This window comes from Xanthomonas sp. LF06-19, from assembly GCF_034105425.1.
GTDB lineage: Bacteria > Pseudomonadota > Gammaproteobacteria > Xanthomonadales > Xanthomonadaceae > Xanthomonas_A > Xanthomonas_A sontii.
Genome location: NZ_JAXGGH010000014.1, coordinates 1 through 24,723 on the forward strand (window position 1 = coordinate 1; position 24,723 = coordinate 24,723).

Annotated in this window: 13 protein-coding genes and 1 pseudogene; 1 reads left to right on the forward strand and 13 read right to left on the reverse strand. The window is 69.0% G+C overall.

Annotation, left to right across the window (positions count from 1 at the left end; genetic code table 11):
* Positions 1-326: 326 nt before the first annotated feature.
* From SLW55_RS19770 to SLW55_RS19795, 6 genes and pseudogenes are all read right to left on the reverse strand, one after another.
* Positions 327-1,343, reverse strand: coding sequence for a glycoside hydrolase family 43 protein (locus SLW55_RS19770; RefSeq protein WP_320745618.1), 1,017 nt, complete (start codon positions 1,341-1,343; stop codon positions 327-329).
* A pseudogene (locus tag SLW55_RS19775) lies at positions 1,317-2,777 on the reverse strand (MFS transporter); the annotation flags it as partial. The pseudogene SLW55_RS19775 and the gene SLW55_RS19770, both read right to left, overlap by 27 nt.
* 22 nt (positions 2,778-2,799) lie before the next feature.
* On the reverse strand, positions 2,800-5,418 hold the full coding sequence (locus SLW55_RS19780) for a glycoside hydrolase family 3 protein (RefSeq protein WP_295941821.1): 2,619 nt from the start codon (positions 5,416-5,418) through the stop codon (positions 2,800-2,802).
* Between the two features lie 77 nt (positions 5,419-5,495).
* On the reverse strand, positions 5,496-7,190 hold the full coding sequence (locus tag SLW55_RS19785) for a glycoside hydrolase family 43 protein (protein WP_320745603.1): 1,695 nt from the start codon (positions 7,188-7,190) through the stop codon (positions 5,496-5,498).
* Positions 7,190-9,169 carry a sialate O-acetylesterase gene (locus SLW55_RS19790; protein ID WP_267116835.1) on the reverse strand — a complete coding sequence of 660 codons (1,980 nt, stop codon included), beginning with the start codon at positions 9,167-9,169 and terminating at the stop codon, positions 7,190-7,192. Before SLW55_RS19790 ends, SLW55_RS19785 begins: the two co-directional genes overlap by 1 nt.
* Positions 9,166-11,307, reverse strand: coding sequence for an alpha-glucuronidase family glycosyl hydrolase (locus SLW55_RS19795; protein ID WP_267116834.1), 2,142 nt, complete (start codon positions 11,305-11,307; stop codon positions 9,166-9,168). The genes SLW55_RS19790 and SLW55_RS19795 overlap by 4 nt, the downstream gene beginning before the upstream one ends.
* 111 nt (positions 11,308-11,418) lie before the next feature.
* Between SLW55_RS19795 and SLW55_RS19800 the strand changes: the two genes are divergently transcribed.
* Positions 11,419-12,477 (forward strand): LacI family DNA-binding transcriptional regulator, encoded by a 1,059-nt coding sequence (locus tag SLW55_RS19800; protein ID WP_017913380.1) that lies wholly within the window; start codon positions 11,419-11,421, stop codon positions 12,475-12,477.
* Between the two features lie 14 nt (positions 12,478-12,491).
* Here the strand turns inward: SLW55_RS19800 and SLW55_RS19805 are convergent, their stop codons facing one another.
* The 7 genes from SLW55_RS19805 to SLW55_RS19835 form a co-directional block, all read right to left on the reverse strand.
* A complete protein-coding gene (locus SLW55_RS19805; protein WP_267094118.1) occupies positions 12,492-14,978 on the reverse strand; it encodes an exo 1,3/1,4-beta-D-glucan glucohydrolase in 2,487 nt (828 codons plus the stop codon).
* An 88-nt stretch (positions 14,979-15,066) separates the two neighbouring features.
* Positions 15,067-16,401, reverse strand: coding sequence for a xylose isomerase (gene xylA, locus SLW55_RS19810; protein WP_320745604.1), 1,335 nt, complete (start codon positions 16,399-16,401; stop codon positions 15,067-15,069).
* A 44-nt stretch (positions 16,402-16,445) separates the two neighbouring features.
* Positions 16,446-17,948: a xylulokinase gene (gene xylB, locus SLW55_RS19815; RefSeq protein WP_320745605.1), complete on the reverse strand. Its 1,503-nt coding sequence runs from the start codon at positions 17,946-17,948 to the stop codon at positions 16,446-16,448.
* Positions 17,949-18,002: 54 nt separating this feature from the next.
* Positions 18,003-19,532, reverse strand: coding sequence for a tryptophan halogenase family protein (locus SLW55_RS19820; protein WP_295930110.1), 1,530 nt, complete (start codon positions 19,530-19,532; stop codon positions 18,003-18,005).
* Between the two features lie 13 nt (positions 19,533-19,545).
* Complete coding sequence (locus SLW55_RS19825) at positions 19,546-20,547, reverse strand: cupin-like domain-containing protein (RefSeq protein ID WP_320745606.1); 1,002 nt, start codon at positions 20,545-20,547, stop codon at positions 19,546-19,548.
* Between the two features lie 20 nt (positions 20,548-20,567).
* Positions 20,568-21,326 (reverse strand): SapC family protein, encoded by a 759-nt coding sequence (locus tag SLW55_RS19830; protein ID WP_267085031.1) that lies wholly within the window; start codon positions 21,324-21,326, stop codon positions 20,568-20,570.
* 95 nt (positions 21,327-21,421) lie between these two features.
* Entirely contained in the window at positions 21,422-24,553 is a 3,132-nt protein-coding gene (locus SLW55_RS19835) for a TonB-dependent receptor (RefSeq protein ID WP_152238241.1), read from the reverse strand.
* Positions 24,554-24,723: the final 170 nt, after the last annotated feature.

The window sequence follows — 24,723 nt, forward strand, 5'->3', positions numbered from 1 at the left end:
CGCCAGCGTGATCGGCTGAGGTAGCCCAGCGGCCACCTCAGCCTCCCAACCATCACGATCAAGCGCCGCTCTGGTGCCGTTGCGACAGATGCTACACCTGGCTCCAGGTCGTGGCAGGTTGTTCGAGGTGCCCTGAAGTCGCTCCCACAGGAGTTTGCGGCGAGCCTGCCGGGTGCACGGTGGGAGGGACTTCAGTCCCGACGCATTGCGCCATCGGATGCATAGCCCTTCGCTCGCCTCGGCTGCATGGCAGCCGACGCCTAGAGGAGGCCAATGCGCCACCCGCCAACGCCGCAGGCGGCGCAGTGTCACTAGACCACGGCCTTTCAGCCACCATAGGGATCGACAGTGCGAATGCTCCCGTCCGGCTCGACGTGCAGCGGCGTGCACTTGACCGAGCGCAGGTGGGTCACGCCGCCGGACAACAGGGCGTCGTGGTAGAACAGGTACCAGCGCCCCTGGAACGCGCAGATGGAGTGGTGCGTGGTCCAGCCCACCACCGGCTTCAACAGCACGCCGCGATAGGTGAACGGGCCATACGGACTGTCGCCGATGGCATAGCACAGCAGGTGCGTATCGCCGGTGGAATACGACAGGTAATACCGGCCCTGATCCTTGTGCAGCCACGGTCCCTCGAAGAAGCGGCGCGCGTGGTCGTCGGCACGCAGCGGCTGGCAGTGTTCGTCGAGGATGACGATTTCGCGTGTGCGCTCCGCCAGCTGCGTCATGCCGGGGTCGAGCCTGGCGATGCGCGGCCCCAGCGCCGGTTCATCGCCGACAGGCTCGACGTGCGCCGCATCGAAGCGATCGTCGCGGTACTTCTGCAACTGCCCGCCCCAGATGCCGCCGAAGCACAGGTAGTGCGCGCCGTCGTCGTCCTCGAACACGGCCGGGTCGATCGAATAGGTGCCCGCGATCGGCTCGGGTTCGGCGGCGAACGGGCCTTCCGGGCGATCGGCCACCGCTACGCCGATGCGGAACAGGCCGTGCGCGTCCTTGGCGGGGAAGTAAAGGTAATAGCGCCCGTCGCGTGCCGCCGCGTCCGGCGCCCACATCTGCCGGCTGGCCCAAGGCACGTCGCGCACATGCAGGGCAACGCCGCACTCGGTGACCGCGCCTTCCGGCGCGTCCATGCGCAGCACGTGGTAGTCCTCCATGCCGAAGTGGCCGCCGTCGTCGTCGAACGGCGCACCGCTGTCGATGTCGTGCGACGGATAGATGTACAGGCGCCCCTCGAACACATGGGCCGACGGATCGGCCGTGTAAATGTGGGTGACCAGCGGTTGCGAGACGGCGTGCGCCGCGAGGTGGTCGAGGTCGCTGCCCTGGCGCCGCGCCTGCAGGTGGTGTTCGATGCGACGTTCCATGCGCTTGTCGATCCGGTAGAAGCACAGCAGCGCCACCGCGACCAAGAACGGAATGGCGCTGTAGACGCTCACGGTCAGGCGGATGCCGTCCACCACGGCCTGCGGCTGTTGTTCGGCGCCCGCCTGGTAGCCGTGGTGCGCGAGGATGCCGGCGACCAGCGCGCCGCCGATACTGAGCCCGATCTTCAGTCCGCACAGCATCGCCGAGAAGATGATCGCGGTGGCGCGGCGATGGTTCTTCCACTCGGAGTAGTCGGCGACGTCGGCGATCATCGCCCACAGCAAGGGGATGGTGATGCCGTAGCAGAAGCCGTGCAGCATGAAGGCGCCGAAGGCCACGCCGATCGCAGTGGGCGGCAGGACGTAGAACACCAGCAGGAACAGAGTGGAGACCAGCAGCGCGCCGCCAAAGGCATCGCGCTTGCCGAAGCGGTCGGCCAGCCGCCGCGAGAAGCCGATGCCCAGGATCATGCACAGGATGCCGCAGGCGTTGAACAGGCTGAACGCCGAGGTCGCCGCATCCTGCGGCCAAGTGAAGCCGGACAGGCCCCAGCCGCCGAGCAGCGCATTCACCCCGCCGATGAAGCCGTTGAAACCGGAGGCATCGAGAAAGCCCGCCAGCGCGGCCTCGCTCAGGTAGTACTGGAAGTAGTAGATGTAGGTGCCGCCCTTCAGCGCCAGGTTGACGAAGACCAGCACGGTCAGCGCCAGCATCACCTTCCACGGCCGGTTGTGCAGCAGGTCGGACAGGTCCTGCAGCACGCCAGCGCTCTGTTCCTTGGCCGGGACGATGCGCTCGCGGGTGGTGGCGAAGGTGATCAGGAAGAACAGCGTGCCCACCACCGCGAACACCGTCATCAGGCGCTCGAAGCCGCGCACGTTGTCGCCGTCGCCCAGGATCAGCACCAGCGGTAGCAGCAGCACCTGGATGATGAACTGCGCGATCATCACCGCCACGAAGCGGTAGGCCGACAGGCTGTTGCGCTGGGCCATATTGCCGGTCAGCACGCCGCTGAGCGCGGAGTACGGCAGGTTGTTGGCCGCGTACACCAGCATCAGCAGGCCATAGGTGGTCAACGCGTAGACGACCTTGCCGCGCGCGCCCAGCTCCGGCGTGCTGAAGGCCAGCAGCGACAGCACGCCGAACGGGATCGCCGTCCACAGGATCCAGGGTCGGAACTTGCCCCAGCGGGTGGCCGTGCGATCGGCGGCGATGCCGATCAGCGGGGTGAACACGAACGCGCCGAGCAGGCCGATCACGAAGATGATCGTCGCCGCCGTGGCGGCCGGCAATCGGTACACGTCGGTGTAGAAGAACGCCAGGTAGGTGATCAGGGTCTGGAAGATCAGGTTCGCTGCCAGGTCGCCCAGGCTGTAGCCCAGCTTCTCCCGCACCGACAGCACGTGCACGGCGGTCTCCGCACTGCGGGGCTCAGTCACGGCGCGCCTCCACGGTGAAGCGCGCACGCACGCGGGCATCGGCGCTTGAACCGCCGATCCGTACTTCGTAGCTTCCTGCCGGCACGACGTAGGTGCCGCGCGCCTCGTCGTACTGGCGCAGCGCCTGCTGCGCGTCCAGTTCGAACGTCAGGGTCCGGCGTTCGCCCGGGGCCAGGCGCACGCGCTGGAAGCCGCGCAGTGCCTGCTGCGCATCGCCGGGCGCGGCCGCCAGCCGCCGCACGTACAGCTGCGCGACTTCGTCGCCGGCGCGCTTGCCGGTATTGGCCACCTCCACCTGCACCTTGAGGCGTCCGTCGTCGGCGATGCGCGGCGCATCCACGCGCAGCTTGCCGTAGTCGAAGCGCGTATACGACAGCCCGTAGCCGAACGGATACAGCGGCGTGCCGCGGAAGTAGCGGTAGGTGCGGCCTTCCATCGCGTAGTCGTCGAACGCGGGCAGCGCCTGGTCCGCCCGGTAGAACGTCACCGGCAGGCGGCCGGCGGGGTTGACCTCGCCGAACAGCGCCTGGCCCACCGCGGTGCCGCCGCGCTGCCCGGGATACCAGCTCATCAGGATCGCCGACAGATGCGCCTGCGCCCACTCCACCGCCAGCGCCGAGCCGCCGGTCAGCACCATCACCACCGGCTTGCCGGTGGCGTGCAGCGCTTCCAGCAAGGCGCGCTGCGGCGCGGGCAGGCGCAGGTCGGTGCGGTCGCCGCCGGCGAAGCCCGGGTAGTCCACCTTCATCTCTTCGCCCTCGACATCGCCGGTCAGCCCGCCGACGAACACCACCACGTCCGCGTTGCGCGCGGCATCGAGCGCCTCGTCGAACGGCGGCTTCGCCCCGGGCATGCGCCAGCCCAGGCGCACGCTCGCGTCGCGCTCGGCGTCGTAGTACTCCAGCTTCACCGCATAGGCGCGGCCCGCCTGCAGCTCCAGGTCCACGCCGTCGGCGCGCATGCGGTCGCTGTCGGTCCAGTGATCCAGCACCAGCTTGCCGTCGACATAGAGGCGGAAGCCGTCGTCGGCCGCCGCCTCGATCCGGTAGCGGCCCGAAACCGGCGGCAGCAGCTGACCGCTCCAGCGAATGCTGAAATGATCGTTGGGAATGCCCTGCCCCGGCCCCGCTTCGCCGCGGGCCAGCAGGTTGTCGGTCGGCGAGCCGCGGTCCCAGCGGAAGCCGATCTGCGCGTCGGTGCGCACCAGCGCCGGCGTCCCCGACAGATCGGGCGTGCGGAAATACTCGCCGCGCAGGCCGCGTTCCGGCGAGTCCGCCGAGGGCCGAAGATAGGCTGCTTCGATCAGTGGCGTGGCGCTCGGATCGTCGCGCCCTTCGACCAGATCCACACCGCGCGCATAGCGCACCTCGATGCCCTTGGCCGCGTCGCGGATGCCCTGCAGGATCGTCACCGGCGCCGCCGGCGTGCCGAAGTAGTTGCCGAGCAGGGCCATGGTGTCGTCGGCGGTCGGGCCGACCACGGCGATGCGCTTGAGCGTGCGCGACAGCGGCAGCACGCCATCGTTCTTCAGCAGCACCAGCGATTCCTGTGCGGCCTGTAGCGCCAGCGCATCGTGCGCGGGCGCCTGGTTCACCGACGCCGGAATCCGCGCCCAGCGCACGCGCTCGGGCGGATCGAACATGCCCAGCCGCATGCGCGCGGCGAACAGGCGCGTCACCGCATCGTCGATCTCCGCTTCGCCGATCAGCCCCTGGCGTACCGCGGCCGGCAGCGTGGCGTACTCCTGGCCGCACTCCAGTTCGGTGCCGTTCCTGACTGCCAGCGCCGCGGCGGCCTCGCGACTGGGCGCCAGATGGTGATGCTTCCAGATATCGACGATGGCCCAGCAGTCCGACACCACGTAGCCGGTGAAGCCCCAGTCGCGGCGCAACACGTCGCGCAACAGGAACTGGCTGGCGCTGGCGGACTCGCCGTACACCCGGTTGTAGGCGCCCATCACCGCGTCCACCTTGCCCTCCTTCACCAGCGCCTCGAACGCGGGCAGGTAGGTGTCGTAGAGGTCGCGCTTGCTCGGGCGCGCATCGAAGTGGTGGCGGTCGGCCTCCGGGCCGCTGTGCACGGCGAAATGCTTGGCGGTGGCGTCGAGCTTGCGGTACACCGGGTCGTCGCCCTGCAATCCCCGCACGAAGGCCACGCCCATGCGCGCGGTGAGGTAGGGATCCTCGCCGTAGGTTTCCTGGCCGCGGCCCCAGCGCGGGTCGCGGAAGATGTTGATGTTCGGCGACCAGAAGGTCAGCCCCTGGTAACGGCCATGCGCGCCCTCGCGCAGGAACTGGTGGTGCTTGGCGCGCGCCTCGTCGCTGATGGTGGTGGCCACCTGCCCCATCAACGGCACGTCGAAGGTGGCGGCCAGCCCGATGGCCTGCGGAAACACCGTGGCCTGCCCGGCCCGCGCCACGCCGTGCAGCGCCTCGTTCCACCAGTCGTAGGCCGGCACGCCCAGGCGCTCGATCGCCGGCGCGGCGTTCTGCATCTGCCCCGCTTTCTCCTCCAGGGTCATCTGCGCGACCAGCGCCGCCGCCCGGGCTTCGAAGCTGGCCGAGGTGTCCTGCCACGGCTTGGCGTCTTCGGCGTGGCCGGCGCAGGCCAGTGTGGCAGCGACGCACAGGGCCAGCGTGCGGAACAGGCGGCCACGAACACCGCTGCGAAAGGAAGACCTGCGCGTCATCATCGTTTGCTCCTGGAGGCACGCTCGTCGCGCGCGAAAGGACCGAGCAGGGCGCCCACGAAGCCGCCAGCACGATCCGTACTCAACACGGTTCCGTCGACGTCGTCGGCGAGGCTCTGCCAACCCTGCCCCGTGCCGGCGTCGAACGCGAACGCATACGTGCCGGCGTCGCCGGCGATCTTCAGACGCAGCGACGTGGACGCGTCCACTTCGCGGCTGGCAACGGTCCTGGTCGCACCCTTGCCCGCGCGCGCTTCGAGGAACACCACCACGCGATCGCGGCCCACGCGGCGTACGCCAAGGAAGTACCACCAGTCCTCGTTCTGGAACGCCGCCAGCCCGGCCGCCACGCCCGCTTCGGGGCGCGTCATTGCGGTGCTGGCCTCGAACCGCAAATGCTGCTGGCGGCGCCCCAGGAACGCGGGGTTGCGCAAGGTATCCAGGTTCTCCGGCAGCGGATGCACGGCCAGACTTCCCGGACGCGTGCGCAGGTCCGCCCAGTCCTGCCTGGGCACACGCACGCGCAACCAGCCGCGGCCGAGCGTCGGCGCATCGAACTCATCGCGCTCGACAAAGTTGCCGGTGGACGGCGCCTGCGACGCCTCGCCCTGCATCCACGACGGCGCCTTGACCGCATAGGGAATGGCCTGCCCGGCCGGCAGAATCACCGGCCAGCCGTCGCGCCACTGCACCGGCAGCAGGTAGGTCTCGCGCCCGGTGTTGTAGTGGCGCACGTCGTAGGTGCGGCTGGCCAGGAACACCGCCCACCAGGAACCGTCCGGCCCTTCCACAATATCCGCATGCCCGGCGTTGGCGATCGGCAGCGATCGGTCGTCGGGCAGGTCGCGCTGGGTGAGGATCGGATTGCCCGCATACGGCTGGTAAGGCCCCCACACGTCGCGGCTGCGCAGCACCACCTGCGAATGCTGCGGTCCGGTGCCGCCCTCGGCATCGGAGAGGTAGTACCAGCCGTCGCGTCGATACAGATGCGGCCCCTCGATCCAGATCGGATTCTTTGCCGGCTCGACGCCGCCGTCGATCAGCACCTTGCGCGGCCCCACCGGGGTGAAGGTCGCCAGGTCGAGTTGCTGCATCCAGATCGCGCGGTGGCCGTCGTAGCGCGGCGCGCCGGGCGGCACGTCGTTGTTGAGCAGGTAGACGCGGCCGTCGGCGTCGAAGAACAGCGACGGATCGATGCCGTCGATGCCCGGCAGCCAGTGCGGATCCGACCAGGGGCCAGCGGGATCGCGCGCGGTGGCGATGAAGTTGCCGCCGCTGTCCACGGCGGTGGTGACCACGTAGAACTCGCCGTCGTGATAGGAAATGGCCGGCGCGAAGATGCCGCGCGACACGCTCAGGCCATCGAAGTCGACTTGCGTCGGCCGGTCGATCACGTTGCCGATCTGTTTCCAGTGCACCAGATCCACGCTCTCGAACACCGGGATGCCCGGGAAGTAGGTGAAGCTGGAATTGACCAGATAGAACCGCCCGTTTGCGCGCACGATGCTCGGGTCGGCGTGGAAGCCGGCCAGGATCGGGTTGCGGTAATGCCCGGCCGGCAACGGCGCCTCGAAGGCTGCGTCGCTCCCGGCGTAGTCGAACCAGTCGAAATAGACCGGCGGTGCGGGCGCGGCCAACAGCGGCTGCAGCGCAGCGGACAACAGCAGGACGGCCGTGGCGAGCAACGGGCGCATCAGTGAACTCCTTCGGACAGTGCGAGTTCGAATGGTCCTGCCGGCGCACCGGAACGGTCGCGCAGCGTGCAGATCGGGCCATCGGCCCAGCAGTAGCGCACGCGCGCAGCGGCGGCTACCTGGGGACTGCGCAGGACGACGGTGCGCCCGTCCAGCGCCGCGTCGGAATACGTGCAGTGCTGCGCCTGGGCATCGCAGAGTTCGAAGCCGATGGGGCCGCTTGCCCCGGTCGTGACCAGGCTGCCGTCGACGTCGTCGAACACGATGCGCACTCCGCCCTGCGTGCGCGTTGCCGTGCGGGGGATCGGGCCGGACGGCGCCAGCGCGCGTTCGCCGTAGACCACGTGGCGCGCCGCCCGCGCCAGGCGCCGTCCCAGTTCCTGCTTGTTCGGCGGATGGATGTCGTAGGCATCGCCAATGTCGATGGCCACCGCGAGGCCGCTGTACGGGTCTTCCGCGGCCACACGGCGCTGCGCCTCGCGCACCTGCGCCCAGCCACTCTCGACCGGGGCCTGCGGCGGCAGGCCGTAGCCGGCGAGCTGCACCACCAGCAGCGGCATCTTTGCGCCGAACTGCCGGCGCCAGTCGTCGCGCAAGCCGCGCAGCCGCGTCGCGTAGGCGGCGCCGTCGCCGGTGTTGGATTCGCCCTGGTACCACAGCATGCCGCGCAGCCCGTAACGCCCCAGCGGCGCGATCATGCCGTTGTACAGCGTAGACATACCGGAGGCCGCATGCCACGGCGCCAGCGGCGGTGACTGCGGATCGGGCGCGACCCGGTACTGCCAATGCCGATCCAGGACGATGCGCGTGCCATCGGCCAATTCGACGGCATGCGCACTGGCGGGGCCTGCCAGTCCGCCCTCGCCGTAGGTATCCAGCACGTTGACGACCACCGTGTTGCTGCCCGCCTTCAACAGGCCGGGCGCAAGCGCATACCGGCGTGGATCGCTCGGCGCGTTCTGGCTGCCCACGGCCACGCCGTTGACCCAGGTCATGTCGGTCTCGTCGACCGGCCCCAGCACCAGCCGTGCGCCCTGCGCCGCCTGCGCGGCGGTCAGGGTGATCTGCGTGCGGTACCAGACCATGCCGTTGTAGTCAGCGAGCGCGGGCACGCCCCAGCGCTCCCATGCGCCGAGTGCCGCCGGCGGGTCCTGCCACCCGGTGCGGTCCGCACCGGGCTGCCATGGCGTATCGCCCGGCGTGGCACCGGCGCGCGTGGTCCACCACTGCTGCCAGTGCCGACCCCAGCGTGCGCTCGCGGCGACGGGGTCGGTGGCGTACAGCGCCAGCACGTCCAGCGCCTCGTCCATGCCGCCCTGCGCACGCAGCGCCTCGGCGCTGGTCCAGGCCTCGATCCGCGCACCGCCCCAGGCCGCCTGGATCAGCCCCATCGGCACCTTGACCGTCTTCTGCAGCTCCCGCGCGAAGTAGAAGCACGCGGCCGAAAACTCCCGCACTGTGTCCAGCGTCGCGGGTTGCCATGCGACCGCAGCAGGGAACGCATCCTGCGGCGCGACCGCCGCGGCCTTGGGCACGGTGAACAGACGGATACTGGGCTCGGCGGCCGCGGCCAGTTCGCGGCTCGCATCCAGCGCGCGCCACACCGGCAGCTCCATGTTCGACTGCCCGGAACACAGCCACACATCGCCCACCAGCACATCGCGCACGACCTGGCGCGCCTGTCCCGCGCGCACCGTCATGTCGTAAGGACCGCCCGCGGCGACCGGCTTGAACGTGGCATGCCAGCGGCCGCCGGCATCGGCACGTGCGCTGACCGACTGGCGGGCGAAGGTCACCGACACCGTGGCACCCGGCGCGGCGTTCCCCCACACCGGCATCGGCCGGTCGCGCTGCAGCACGGCGTGATCCTGAAACAGCGCATGCAACAGCGGCGGCACCGCGTCTTGCGCCACGCAGGGCGTGGCGCTGCACCCCAAGGCCGCCGCCAGCAACCAGCCCGTCCACGTGGTCGGCTTCATCGTCCATCTCCCGGTGCGGAGGGAAACTGCAGGGCCTGGTACCAGGCCAACGGGTGCGGTGGCGCGGCTTCGCCCGCGGGCAACGGCCGTCCGCTGACCGACTGGAAGTACGCCACGCTGGCATCGCGCCACCACTGCGCTTCGCGCAACTGGATGCGCAGGAACGCCGCCACCTGCGCGTGCCGCTCGGCATCCACCTTGCCGCGCAGTCCATCCCAGGTGGCCTGCATGGCCTGCACCTGACGCACGCCTTGCGTATAGCGGCCGACCAGTTCGTCCCACAACGGCCGTCCGGAGGCCATGCGGTGGTCCCACGGCACGTGGTGGAACCACAGCAGCAGCGACTCGGGTACCCGCGCCGGATCGCCATATACGGCCGCCACGTCCGGCGCGTACTGGCTCACCGCATTGCTGCCATGCGCAGTGCGGTCGAAGCCGATGCCAGCGCGGTCGGCGCGGTGGTAATACACTGCGGTCCAGTCCGCGCGCGGGCCGCCGTCCACCCAGGGGCCGGGGCCGTAGTGGTGGCCGCGTGCCATCAGGTGGTGCAGGCCCAGCGGGGTCATGTAGTTCACCGCCGCCTCGCGCGAGCCCATCATCATCCCCACGATCGGCTGCACCACCTCGGGCGCCGGCGAGAACGTCATCGCCGCCCAGTCCTCGGCGATAGCGCGGGCGGATTGGCGCGGATTCCAGGCGAGACGGCCGAAGGCGTACCAGTTGGCCTGGTCGAAGTGCGAGCCGCTCCAGGTGCGGTCGTTGCCGATGTTGGCGACGCCGGCGATGCCGGTCAGGGCATGGCCCTCCGATGTGCCATCCACCACGTCCGCCACCGTGGATCCCGCGCCGCGGGCATGGGTGTCGGATTGCAGCACGTCCTCGTACAGCGGCCCCAGGTACACCAGGTGCGTGGCGAAGCCGAGATACTCCTTGGTGATCTGCACTTCCAGCATCAGCGGCGTGCGCGGCATGGCGCCGAACAGCGGATGGAAGGGCTCGCGCGGCTGGAAATCGATGGGCCCGTTCTTGACCTGCACGATCACGTTCGGGCGGAAGGCGCCGTCGAGGCCAACGAACTCGGTGTAGGCCTGCATGGCGCGGTCCACCGGCACGTCGTGGGCGTAGACGAAGGCCCGCCACATCACCACGCCGCCGTGCGGCGCCAGCGCATCGGCCAGCAGGTTGGCGCCGTCGGCGTGCGAACGGCCATAGTCCTGCGGGCCCGGCTGACCTTCCGAATTGGCCTTGACCAGGAAGCCGCCGAAATCCGGAATGCGCGCATAGATCTCGTCGGCCTTGTCGCGCCACCAGCGCTGCACGGCCGGGTCGCGCGGATCGGCGGTGTTCAATCCCCCCAGTTCGATGGGGGCGCTGAAGCGTGCGCTCAGGTAGACGCGGATGCCGTAGGGCCGGAACACGTCCGCCAGCGCCGCCGCCTTGTCGAGGTAGGCCGGCGCCAGGCTCTGCGCATTGGCGTTGACATTGTTGAGCACGGTGCCGTTGATGCCGATCGAGGCATTGGTGCGCGCGTAGTCGGTGTAACGCGGGTCGCGCCATTCCGGCAGGCTCTGCCAGTCCCACAGCGAGCGGCCCGCATAGCCGCGCTCGACGTGGCCGTCCAGGTCGTCCCAATGGTCGAGCACGCGCAGCCGGATCCGTGGCGACTCGCGCACCGCGAGCGCTTCGAGCGACGCGCCGGTCTGCAGCAGGCGCAGCAGATGGAACACGCCATACAGCACACCGATGTCCCGGCGTCCTGCCACCAGCACCACCGCGTGCCCGTCGATGCGGGTGCGCTTGAGCAGGTAGCCCTCCTCGCCCAGCGACGCGATCTCCTCGCGGAACGGCGCAAGCGCTGGCGACGACTGCGGCGTGCCCAGCACCACAGCATGACCGCCGCTTGCGGCCGCACGCGCCGCCGGGGCGCGCCCCAGCAGGCCGGTGAGGCCACGCACCAGCTCGTCGCGCGCCACCCGCTGCATCGGCGTCCGCGCCGGCGCCACCACCTCGTCCAGGCGGGCGGCGCCATCCGCACGTGCGGCGCCTTGCGAGGGCAGGTAACGCATCCATAGCGCAGCGCCATCCTCCGCGCGCAGGCTGCCCGCGCAGACCATCAGCACCATGGCAGCGCATGCCATCCACTGACACCGCATGACATGCGGACGGCAGCCAAGCGCCGCCAGCAAACCTTGTAAGCTGACGGCGTACCCGCGGCGCGGCAGCGTCAGGAACAACAAAGGGAACGCGTTTTGGACAAGCCGAAGAAAGCGGTCCGCCGCAAGACCAGCGGGGTGACGATCGACGAGGTGGCGGCCTTGGCCGGGGTTTCGCCGATGACCGTGTCGCGCGCGATCAACCAGGGCAAGGTGCGCGATGCCACCCGCGAGCGCGTGATGCGCGCGGTGCGCGAACTGGGTTACACGCCCAACCTGGCCGCCAGTTCGCTGGCCGCCGCGCAGCACACACGCATCGCCCTGATCTACACCAATCCCAGCGGCGCCTACCTGCGCGAGCTGCTGGTCGGCCTGCTGCGCGTCGCCTCCAACGCCGCCATCCAGTTGGTCATCCACTACTGGGAAGACCTGGACCCCGATGCCGAGCGCAAGGCCGCGCGCGCCCTGGGCGGGCGCGTGGATGGCGTGATCCTGCCGCCGCCGTTGTGCGAATCGCAGGCGGCGGTGAGCGAACTGGTGAAGGCCGGCATCCCGGTGATCGCGATCGCCGCCGGGCGCCTCAGCGACGCGATCTCCTGCGTGCGCATCGACGACTTCCATGCCGGCAAGGAGATGGCCGAACACCTGATCCAGCACGGCCACCGGCGCATCGGCTTCATCCGCGGGCGCCAGGACCTCAGCGCCAGTGCGCGGCGCTACGAGGGCTTCGTCACCGCGCTGCAGGAGGCCGGGCTGAAGGTCGAACCCGGCCTGGTCCAGCAGGGCGACTACACCTACCGCTCGGGGTTGGCCGCCGCCGAAAAGCTGCTGTCGCAGCGGCGGCCGCCGACCGCGATCTTCGCCAGCAACGACGACATGGGCGCGGCGGCGATCTCCGTGGCGCACCGGCGCGGCCTGGAAGTGCCGCGCGACCTGTCGGTGGTCGGCTTCGACGACACCTCGGCCGCCACCACCGTGTGGCCGGAGCTCACCACCATCCACCAACCGATCGCCTCGATGGCCGATGCCGCCATCGACATCCTGCTGCGCAGCATCCGCCGCAAGCGCGACGACACACGCATGTCCAGCGACCACGTGGTCCCGCACCGGCTGGTGCTGCGCGGTTCGGTCGCCGGCCCACCCAAGGGGCGCTGACGCAGCACGCAGGCTCACGCACTCGGGCATGCGACAGTGCTCTCCGCTTCGTTCAATGCGCCGAGCGCGACCCGCGACACCGACAGCGTCATCGCGCCCGCCGTGGTCAATGCCCACGGACGATCCAGCTTGCTCAGATCCGCGCCGGCTGCCGCCAGGCACTTGAGCGGCACGCCCACGCGCTTCCACTGGCCGACCGGCAGGGCTGTCAGCGTCGGCCCGATCGCCACCCGCGCGGCGCAGCCGCTGCCGCAGCCGACCGCCAGCCACGCCTCGCCTTGCGGGGCGGCGTCCACGCGCAGCGTGGTCACCAGCATCAGGTCGCCGTTGCTCTCGCGCTGCAGGTCCAGCGGCGTATGCGACTGCAGCGCGACCACCGCCTCGCGTCCACCCGACCAGGCGAGGCGGCGGCCATCCTCCTGCGCCAGGTGGTCCACGCCGGTGACCTTGAGCAGCGCGCCATCGAGCGATTCCGGCACGCGGGTGACGGTCACGCCCTGTCCATTGGCCCCTTCCAGGCGCAAGGCCATGCCCGGGCCGGCCGCGCCGCGGGCGAAGAACACGCCGGCCGCAGCTTCGTTGCCGGTGAGGCCGGAGACTTCCGGCAACCTGGCCAGGTTGCCATTGTCGGCATAGCGCAGGCCGTAGCCGAAGGCGAACAGTGGGTCGTAGCCCTTCTGCCCCACGTTGTTGGCGTATTGCGTGGCCGTGCGCGGCCAACTGAAACTCAACTTGCCCTTGAAGTCGTGCTGCACGCCGCCCTGCGCGGTGCGCAGCAACACGTCGGCGATACCCGCGCCTTCCGAGCCGGGCAGCCACGCCGCCACGAAGGCATCGGCCGCGTTGAGTTCGCGGTTGACCCACAGCGGTCGCCCGCTGAGAAACACCGCGACCACAGGAATGCCGTCGGCCTTGAGCCGCTTGATCAGCGCCAGGTCGGTGTCGTCGCCCGGCTTGTAGGCCAGGGTCGGCCGATCGCCCTGGAACTCCGCGTAGGGATTCTCGCCGAACACCACCACCGCGACGTCCGGCCTGGTCGTGTACGTGCCGTCGACCGCCAGCACGGCCTCGCCGCCTGCGGCCTTGGCCTGCTGCGCGAAACCTTCGTAGATGGTGTCCGCATTCGGGAAGTCCTTGCGGGTGGTGCCGGTGCCCTGCCAGTTCAGCGTCCAGCCGCCGGCCTGCTTGCCGACGTCATTGGCGCCGTCGCCGGCCACCAGGATGCGCTGCTTCGGCGACAGCGGCAGCAGACCGCCCTGGTTCTTCAACAGCACCAGCGACTCGCGTACCGCCTGCCGTGCCACCGCGCGATGCGCCGGCGCGCCGATCAGCGCGAACTGCCCACCGACCGCGCGCGCCGACGGCTTGCCCGCCTCGAACAGACCCAGCCGCATCTTGACCCGCAGGATCCGGCGTACCGCATCGTCCAGGCGCTGTTGCGAGATGGTGCCGTTCTTCGCCGCCGCCAGCGCGGTGGTGTAGAAGCCCTTCCAACTGTCCGAGGCCATGGCCATGTCCAGGCCGGCGTTGATGGTGGCCGGGCAGTCGGTGGGCGTGCAGCCCTTGACCTGTCCGTGACCGTTCCAGTCGCCGACCACGAAGCCGCCGAAGTGCATGCGCCCCTTCAGCGCGTCGGTCAGGTAGGTCTTGTGACCGTGCATCTTTTCGCCGTTGACGCTGTTGAACGAGGCCATCGCGGTCTGCGCGCCGGCGGCGATGGCCGGCGGATAGCCCGCGGCGTGGATGCGGACCAGCTCGGCTTCGCCGATTTTGGTGTCGCCCTGGTCGCGGCCGTCGGTGGTGCCGCCATCACCCAGGAAATGCTTGACCGAGGCGATCACATGGCGGCCATCGAGGAAGTCCGGCGTACCCACCTTGCCCTGCAGCCCCTCGACCATCGCACCGGCGTAGCTGGCCACCACCTCGGGCGATTCCGAATAGCCCTCGTAGGTGCGTCCCCAGCGGTCGTCCTGCGGCACCGCCACGGTCGGCGCGAAGGTCCACTCCATGCCGGTGGCGCGGGTTTCCAGCGCGGTGATTTCGCCGATCCGGCGCAGCAGCGCCGGGTTGCGGGTCGCGCCCAGGCCGATGTTGTGCGGGAACAGCGTGGCGCCGACGATGTTGCTCTGCCCGTGCACGGCATCGATGCCGAACAGCACCGGAATCGCCTTGCCGCCATGCGAGGTGTCCATCGACGCCGCATAGAACGCATCGGCCAGCGCCAGCCATTCGGCCGGCGCGGCGTCGTAGCGGCCGCCGGGATCGGAATTGCCGCCGGCCAGTATCGACCCCAGGCGATATTTGCGTACGTCCTCCGGGGTGAGGCTGCCGATATCGCCCTGCACCAGTTGGCCGACCTTCTCCTCCACCGTCATGGTGGCGATCAGCGCGGTAAGGCGCTGTTCCAGCGCGGGATCCTCGGGCAGCGGCCAGGTCACGCTGGGCCAGGGGCTGGCCTCCGCGCGGGCGGGCGCCGCGGCCTGGACGTCGCCCTTGCACACGGCAAGCGCGAGCAGCAGTGCGGCCAGCAACGCGCCGGTGTGGCGTGTGGAACGGGTATCGGTCACGGCGCTCTCCTTGCCGCTGCGCTCAGCGCAGCAGGTACTGGTTGATCAGGTTCTCGTAGCGCTCCTGGCGGCCGCTGATCTGCCGCGGCTCGCCGCCCTTCACGCCCAATGCCGCCAGCTCGGCGAGGCCGAGCGCACCGCGCGCGAACTGCTCGCCGGCGCCACTGTCGAAGCTGGCATAGCGCTCCCGGCGCCACTGCTCCCAGGGCGAGTCGGTGAGCAGCGCGTGGGCCACTTCCAGCCCGCGGGCGAAGGCATCCATGCCGCCGATGTGGGCAATGAACAGATCCTCGAGTTCGGTGGACTCGCGGCGCACCTTGGCGTCGAAGTTCAGGCCGCCCTCCAGGCCGCCCTGGCGCAGCACCACCAGCATGGCGCCGACCGTGTCGTACAGATCGGTCGGAAACTGGTCGGTATCCCAGCCGTTCTGCGCGTTGCCGCGGTTGGCGTCGATGCTGCCCAGCAGGCCGTGGTCGGAAGCGACCTGCAGGTCGTGTTCGAAGGTGTGGCCGGACAGCGTGGCGTGGTTGGCCTCGATGTTGAGCTTGAAGTCCTTGTCCAGGCCGTGCGCCTTCAGAAAGCCCGCCACCGTCGCGCTGTCGAAGTCGTACTGGTGCTTCATCGGCTCCATCGGCTTGGGCTCGATCAGGAAGTTGCCTTTCAGGCCGATGCTGCGGCCGTAGTCGCGCGCCATGGTCAGGAAGCGCGCGAAGTGCTCCAGTTCGCGTTTCATCTGCGTGTTGACCAGCGAGGCATAGCCTTCGCGGCCGCCCCAGAACACGTAATGCTCGCCGCCCAGTTCCACCGTCGCTTCCAGCGCCGCCTTCACCTGCACGGCGGCGCGCGCCACCACGGCGAAATCGGGATTGGTCGCGGCACCGTTCATGTAGCGCGGATGCGAGAACAGATTCGCCGTGCCCCACAGCAGCTTCATGCCGGTCGCGTCCTGGCGCGCCTTGGCCAGGCCCACCATGTGCTTGAGGTTCTTCTCGTACTGCGCGGCATCGTCGGCATCCGGCGCCAGGTCGATGTCGTGGAAGCACCAGTACGGAACGCCGAGCTTGGTGAAGAACTCGAACGCCGCATCCACTTTCGCCTCGGCGCTGGCCAGCGGCGCACCGACCTCCCAGGGGAAGTGGCGCGTGCCCGGGCCGAACGGATCCTGCCCGGCGTTGCAGAAGGTGTGCCAGTAGCAGACCGCGAAGCGCAGATGGTCCTGCATGGTCTTGCCGCCGACGACCTTGTTCGCGTCGTAGACCTTGAAGGCCAGCGGGTTGTCCGAGCCGCGGCCTTCGAAGGGGATGCGGCCGATGCCGGGGAAGTATTCCTTGGCGCCGATAAAGGGCTGGGTGTGCATGGTGCGGGTTCCTGTCGTGGTGGGAGGGAGTGCGAAACGGAGGATCAACCGCGGAACAGCGGCATGACGGCATCGAGATGGCGCAGGAAGCGCGCATAGGCCGCGGCATAGGCCTGGGTGCGCGCCGGATCCGGGCGGGCAGACAGCTGCGGATCGACCGCCACATGCTGTCGCGCGATGTCGGCGATGGAAGCGGCATCGCCGCGTGCCAGGCCCACGGCCCACAGCGCCTGCAAGGCCGCACCGAACGCCGCGCCTTCCGGCTGCGCGGGCACGTCCACCGGCAGGCCGAACACATCGGCCACCAGTTGCCGCCACGCGCCGCTGTTGCTGCCGCCGCCGGTCAGCACGATGCGTTCGAACTGCATGCCGGCACGCACGAAGGCGTCGAAGCCGTACTTCAGGCTATACGTCGCCCCTTCCATCGCCGCGCGATAGAGGTGGGCCGGAGTCATGTTGGCCGTGTCCAGGCCCGCCAGCAGGCCCTTGCCCAACGGCAGGTCCGGCGTGCGCTCGCCATTGAGGAACGGCAGCATCACCAGGCCGTCGGCACCGGGCGCGGTGGCGTGCAGATGCGCATCGCCGTCGCGGGTGCTGAAGCCGAACGCGGCGGCGACCTGCTCGGTCGCCACGGTGCAGTTCATGGTGCAGATCAGCGGCAACCAGCCGCCGGTGGAGGAGCAGAACGCGGCCCACGCGCCGTCCGGGTCGACCACCGGCGTGTCGGAGTAGGCGAACAGGGTGCCGGAGGTGCCCAGACTCATCGCCAGGCGGCCGGGCACGACGCAGCCGGTGCCGATGGCCGCCATCATGTTGTCGCCGCCGCCGACGGCGACCTTCAGCGTCGCCGGCACACCGAGCAAGTTGGCCGCGGCCGGGTCGATGTCGAACAGGGCATCGGTTGCGGCCAGGCGCGGCAGGCAGTCCGCCAGGTCGCGCTGCGGATCGGTGGCGCGCAGCAACTCGGTCGACCAGGTGCGCGTGCGCACGTCCAGCCAGCCCGTGCCCGACGCATCGCCGTATTCGCAGAAGCGCTGGCCGGTCAGCACGAAGTTGAGGTAGTCGTGCGGCAGCAGAATGGTGGCGAGGCGCGCGTAGGCGTCGGGCCGGTGCGTCTTGGTCCACGGCAGCTTGGAGGCGGTGTAACCGGTGAGGATCGGATTACCCGCCAGTGCGATGGTGCGCGCCGCGCCGCCGAGCGCGTCCATGATCTGCACGCACTCGGCCGAGGTGCTGGTGTCGCACCACAGCTTGGCCGGTGCCAGCACCTCGCCTGCCGCATCGACCGGCACGAAGCCATGCTGCTGGCCCGAGACCGCCAGCGCGCAGAGGCGCGAGCGCAGCGCAGGATCGATGGCCTGGAAGCAGGCCTGCAGGGCCGCGACCCAGTCGGCCGGATGTTGTTCACGGCTGCCATCGGCGGCGGAATGCAACTCCAGCGGCGCGCTGCTGCTGGCCACGACGCTGCGCCCGACCGGGTCGTAGACCACGACCTTCAGGCTCTGCGTTCCCGCATCGATTCCGGCTACCAGTTCCCTTTCTTCCACGTCGTACCGCCTTTTCGTTAGCGCTATCATTTTTGGACGACAGCGTGTGTGCCGTTACGCCAGGGATACGCTCCGCTGCCAGACGTCCGGGGTCGCCTTGCAGTAGCGTTCGATGAACTCCGCCTGCGACGGCATCGCCGCGCTGGCCTGCTGCAGCGGCTGCCGGATCCGCGTCAGCAGCGTGCGCAGATCCGCATCGCCGATGGCGGCGGCCAGCGGATGCGGCGGTCCCGGCTGGATGCCCTGCCCCAGCAACACGCTGGTCCAGGAGTCCACGCGGAACAGTTCGCCCGGGTCCTGCCAGGCGTGCGCCCGCTCGCGCCAGGCGCGCAGCCGAATCGCCAGCGACTCGGGCAGCGCCATCTCGCGGCACGCTTTCCACATCGGCTCGTCGCGCTGGGTGGCGTGGTAGTGCAGGATGATGAAATCGCGTACGTGTTCCATCTCCTGGCGGCTGACCGTGTTGTACAGCTCCACAAGCGCCGGGCTGATGCCGTCGTGAGGAAACAACTGGATCAAGCGCACCACCGCGCTGATGGTCAGGTGGATGCTGGTCGATTCCAGCGGCTCGATGAAGCCGCTGGCCAGGCCCAGCGCCACCACGTTCCTGTTCCACGCCTGCAACCTGCGCCCGCTGCGGAACGGCACCAGCCACGGGTCGCGCAGCGGCGGGCCGTCGACGTCGCGCAGCAGCTTGGCGTGCGCCTCGTCGTCGGACAGGTGCCGGCTGGAGAACACCAGCCCGCACCCGACCCGGTGCTGCAGCGCGATATGCCAGCGCCACCCGGCCTCGTGCGCGATGGCACGGGTATACGGCACCGGCGGCGCGACCGCCTCGGTCTGCACCGCGACGGCGCGATCGCTGGGCAACCACTCGCGCCAGTCCTCGTAGCCGGTGTGCAGGGTCTGCTCGGTCAGCAGGCCACGGAAGCCGGTGCAGTCGATGAACAGATCGCCCTCGATGAGCTGCCCATCTTCCAGCAGCAGCGAGGCGACGGAGCCGTCGTGCGCATGCTGCCGCACCTCGCGGATCTGCCCTTCCACCCGGCGCAGGCCATGGCCTTCGGCCTTCTTGCGCAGGAACTTGGCATAGAGCGCGGCATCGAAGTGATAGGCGTAGTTGACCTGCGGCTGGGTCTCCAGCGAGAACCGGTCCGCACGCGAGGCGACGCTTTCCAGGCAGAAGTCGCCCAGGTCCGACGGCATGCCGCGGCGCAGGCTGTCCAGCCAGAAATGATGGAACGGCGTGGCCCAGGTGCCCTGCCCGATGGTGCCGAACGGATGGATGAAGCGATCGCCGGGGCGGCGCCAGTGCTCGAACGAGATCGACAGCTTGAACGTGCCGGCGACGGCGCGCAGGAACTCCTGCTCGTCGATCTGCAGGAAGCGGTGGAAGGTGCGGATCGGCGGCACGGTCGACTCGCCGACGCCCACCGTGCCGATCTGCTCGGACTCCACCAGGGTGATGTCCAGGCGATCGCGGAACTGGTGGGCCAGCGCGCAGCCGGCCAGCCAGCCCGCGGTGCCGCCGCCGGCGATGACGACCTTGCGGATGCGTCCGTCCGTTGTGGTGGCAAGGTTCAAGGTGATGCTCCCATCAGCGATTCAGCCGCGCCAGCAACTGCGCGCGCGCGCGGCGCGCCCGTGCCTCGTCGAATGGCGCCAGTTCGCCCCGCGCGGCCTCGGGCAGGTGCTGGCCTGCACATTCGCCGGGGCCGAACACGTAGTAATCGAAGAGCTTGGCCCAGGCCTGTTTCTCGCGCGCCGGCAGATCGCGCAGCGCCCACATCGCGTGCTGCAGCGCCGTCAGCGGCGAGGGCAGGAAGGCCGGCGCACTGCGCCACCAGTAGTTCACCAGCACGTTGAACGGCGCGAGGCTGCGTACGTGGTGCCACCACATGCTGGGGATGAACAGCGCATCGCCCGGCTCCAGCTCGACGTGCCGCGCGCTGGCCAGCGCATCGCGGAAACGCGGATAACGCGCGAAGTCGGGGCGGTCGACATCCACCACGCTGACCACCTGGCCGCCCGGCGTCGGCTCCAGCGGCCCCGGATACAGGTTGTCGATCTGCTCGGGCGGAAACAGGGTGAAGTGGCGCCGGCCCACCGCACAGCAGGCCAGGTTGTCCGGCGTGTCGAAATGGCAGGACGCCGTGACCCGGTTGCCGATCCAGATGCTCGGCGGCGCATCGATGCCCTGCCCGGCCAGGCCAGCATCGTTGGCCTGCGCGAAACCCGGCAGCGCCCGCGCGATCGGCAGCGACGCGACATAGTAGGTGGGCGGCCGCGGATCCTCGAAGGTCGCGGCGATCGCCTCCAGCACCTGCGTGAGCGGTCCGCGGCGGACCTCGAAATTCAACGCGGTGAACTCGGCGTTGTAGAACGGGCGTCCCTCGATCCCGGGTTCGCCGAAGGAATACGGCACCGGCACGCCCGCATCGAACCCGCGCAGGTAGGCCATTGCGTCCTGCGTGGAACGCAGCCCGGCCTGCACCAGTCCCCAGTCGCGCGCGATGCCGCGTAACACCACCGGCTCCCCGGCCGCCACCAGCGCCTGCAGTGGCAATGCAGTGGGTTGCACGCCTTCCAGTGTCCGCATGGCTGCGCCGTCCGGCACGCTCAGTTCCTGCCTGCCGCGCCGGCGGCATCCTGCAGGCGCAGGCGTCGCTGCTTCTCGGCGATCAGGCGGCGCATGTTGTGCAGCGAGGCCAGCATCAGATACGCGCCTTCCAGATAGCCGGCGCGGTTGAGCGCGGCCAGCGCGACGCCGTCCAGTTGGGCCAGGCGCTCACGGTCGATCGCATGCAGGCCGTTGACGCCCACCCGATGCTGCGCATCGAGCTGCACGTCGAGCGCCACCGGCTGGATCAAGCCGTGTGCATGGAGCGCGGCGAACATGTCCGCACCGAAGGCACTGCCCTCGTGGATGCCGCGCAGCACCGTGGCGATGTGGTCGAGATAGGGCGTGTTGCCGCCCTGCGGCAGGAACACCGGCTCGCCCTGCATCGCCGTCACCCGCGGATGCTCCATGTCCACGTGCAGCACCGCGTCCTGGGTCGGCACGCCATCGATGCGCTGCTCCTGGAAGCCGATCAGGAACGGCCCCTTGGCCGCCGCTCCTGGGAGATAGGAGGCCATCCAGCGCCGGTCCTGCAGGAACAGGTTTTCGTGCTGCTCGAACCCCAGCAACGCAACGGACTGCCACTCCCCCGTCGCTGGATCCTTGCGCAGGAAAATCGGGTATTCCCGCTGCAGCTCCGCGTACTCGCTGGGGTAGGCCGGCACCATGCCCACCGCGTCGCCGAACTCCGGCCCGAAGTCGGTGGCCACGCGCAGGTCGCGATGGGCGATGTTGTTGAGCATCTCGTAACGCGGCATGGTGATGCGTACTCCCCTCTGGAGCCCGGCACGGGGCGCCGCCGCAATCGCAGCGGCGCCCGTGGCGACATGCGAAGAGAACCTCTCCGCCTTGTTCAGAACTTGTAACGCACACCCAGCATATAACGCGGGCTCTGGTCGGCCAGCTTCACGATCATCTTCGAGGTACGCGAGCGCCAGCGCACGTCCTCGCCGGTCAGGTTGATCGCTTCCAGGCCGAACGACCAGTGATCGTTCAACGTGTAGTTCACGCTGAGATCCCACTGCTCGTAGGGTTCCACATAGTACGGATTGCGGCTTGTGCCCTGGTTGGCCAGGATCAGGTACTGGTCGCGCCAGTTCCAGGCCAGGCGCACCGACCAGCCATACTTCTCGTACATCAGCACCGCGTTGGCGGTGTCGCTCAGGCCGGTCAGCGCGAACTGGTCGATGCCCGGGTCGCCACCGTTGTCGTAGCCGACGTCGCCCTTGACGATGGTGTAGTTGGCGAGGATGCCGAACCCGGTGTCGCCGAGGAAGTACTGCCCGCCGAGCTCCCAGCCGTGCAGCTTGGCCTGGTTCTGGTTGATCGGACGGTTGACGTTGAACTCGTACAGCGGATCGTCGGCCTCGCCGTAGAGATCGTAGGCCGCTTCGGTCGCCAGCACCTGCGCGCCGGTGCCGTTGTAGGCGGCCAGGCCGGCCGGGTTGTTGCGCAGCAGGGCCAGCGCGGTGAACAGCGAAGTGTCGTTGGCCGAGCAGGCCGCCGCATTGGCCGGGCCGACCTGGGCGAGGCAGGCACCGCTGGTGAGGAACGCCAGCGCCGACTTCGCGTCCGGACCCGAGGTGGGATCGCGCAGGCCGTACAGATTCTCCTGCACCACGGTGTTGCCGATGAAGTTGTTGACCGACTTGTTCCAGTACGTCACCGACAGGTAGCTCGCATCGGCGAAGTACCACTCCAGCGCCAGGTCGAGGTTGTCGGATTCCAGCGGCTTCAGCGACGGATTCTGCGCCGTGCCGCTGGCACGCGAGGAAGGATCGATCAGCACCGAGCCGAACGGCTGCTGTGCCCCTGGGCCGGCATACAGATTGCCGATCGGCGCGCGCGCGATGCTCTTGCCGAAGGAGACGCGGCCTTTCAGCGTGTCGGTGAGGTCTATGCTGAAATCGAGGTTGGGCAGGATGTAGCTGTACGTGGTCTTCTCGCTGAACGGCTGCTGCTCGTTGGACAGCACCACGCGGAAGTCGTTGTTGGACTGCCACTCGATCGCCTCGGGCGTGGCGATGATCGAGGTCGACACCACGTCGGTGGTTTCGTAGCGCACGCCCAGCCGGGTATTGGTGCGCCGACCGGCCAACTCGCCATCCAGTTCCACCTGGAAATACGCCGAACGGGTCTTCTCCTCCACGAAGTTGTCGGCGGCGCGCTGCGGGCTCACGCCCAGGCCGACGCCGTACTGGCTGGCCGCCCATTCCGCCAGCCGGCCCGCATCGCCGCGCCACGCCGGCCAACTCGTCCCGCTGTAGTCATGGAACAGGCCAATGATGTTGACCGGCTGCATCAGGTTCATCAGGCCGCCGGCGGTATCCCGGTCGACGTTGGCCACGCCCCAGTCGCCCAGGGTGGAATACGCCTCGGCCGCCTGGATGCGGTGGGTGGTCGACTTGTTGGTATCCACGCCGAACTGGAAGCGGCCCTGGTCGAAGCTCCATTCGCCGTCCACACGTGCCTGCTTGATCTGGCTGATCTGGCTCTGCGAATTGACCCGCAGCACCTGCGAACCGATCTCGCCGGGCACGAAGCCCGGGTTGACCACGCCATTGGCCTTGGCCGCGGCAGCGGCGTCGCTCGGATACCAGACCTGGGTGCCGATCGGCAGGCCATTGTTGAAGTTCAGCTCCTGCACCCAGGAGCCGCCGCAGTGCGGCCCGGTGGTGCAGTTGTTGGTGCCGGCGATGCTCATGAACAGCGAGCCGCCACCGGTCAACGGATCGTTGGGACGGCTTTCGTTCTTCGAGTCGTGCGCGTCGAAGCTGAGCTTGAGCCGGTCGGTCACGTTCCACACCGCATTCAGGCCGAGCGAGCCCAGCTTGTACTTCTGCATGCTGCGCTGCTGCTCAAGGCCGAAATCCTTGGTGCCGGCGATTTCGCGGATGTAGGTCGGCACGGCCACCGCGCCGCTGGTATCGAACGTCACATCGGTGTAGTTGCTGTTCTGCAGCCACATGCCCTGCTCGCCACGATTCTCGGTGATCTCGTTGGTCGAGTAGGTGTAGTCCAGGGTCAGGGTCAGGCTGTCGGTGGGTGCGAACTGCAGCACCGCCTGGCCGTTGACGCGCTCGCGTTCGAACTCGGAGAACGCATAGCGCAGGTCGTTCGGCCGGGCATACAGCGCGCCGATCTGCGGCGCATTGACCACGGTCGGATTGCCGGGCATCGAGCCCGTCCACGGCTGCACGTTCCAATAGTTCTCGGTGGCCTGCACCGAGCCGCCCTTGCGCTTCTGGTAGCTCGCGCTCACGCCGACGCCGAAGGTCTTGTCCGGATTGCTGTAGCTGAAGATGCCCGACAGTTCCGGGGTGATGTCGTTGTCGAACGGCTGGCTGCGGTCGGAGACGGCCTTGGCGCCGGCACTGGCGACGATGCCCTGGTGGTCGAACGGGCGCGCGGTCAGGATGTTGATGGTGGCGCCGATGCCGCCGCTGGGCATGTTGGCCTGGCTGGTCTTGTAGACCTCGATGCCATTGATCGCTTCGGCAGCCAGCTGGGCGAAGTTGAAGGCACGGGTGCCGCCGTCGACGCCGCCGATGGCGACCTGGCCGGCAGCGCCGAACGCATCGGCGCCCGGCATCTGCCGCCCGTTGAGCGTCACCATGTTGAACTGCGGGCCGAAGCCGCGCGCGGTGACCTGCGCGCCTTCGCCATCGCGCCGTTCGATGGAGATGCCGGTGATGCGCTGCAGCGACTCGGCCAGGTTGGTATCGGGGAACTTGCCGATGTCTTCGGCACTGATGGCATCCACCACGCCCGCGGCGTCGCGCTTGATGTCCATCGCCTGGCTGAGGCTGTTGCGCAGGCCGGTGACCTGGACCGTGTCCAGCTGCGTCGGGCTGCTCTGAGCCTGTTGCTCTGCCGCCGGCGCGGGCGTCGACGCGTCCTGTGCGAATGCGGGATTGATGACCAGGACGCCACCGACGAAGGTGAACATGGCCCTGGATTTGAACTTCGCCAGCGTGCGGCTCATGGACGAGCCCCCAGGTCTGGGCTACGACGAAACATAGAAGCGCTCATGACTCTCCCCTCTGACATGCGATCGATGGATGTACCGCCCCTCCCCTAAGAGGCACGCACGGGCGATGCCCGTCTTCCACGCCGAACATCGCAGCGCGCTCTGCGTCGCTGCGACTCAAAACT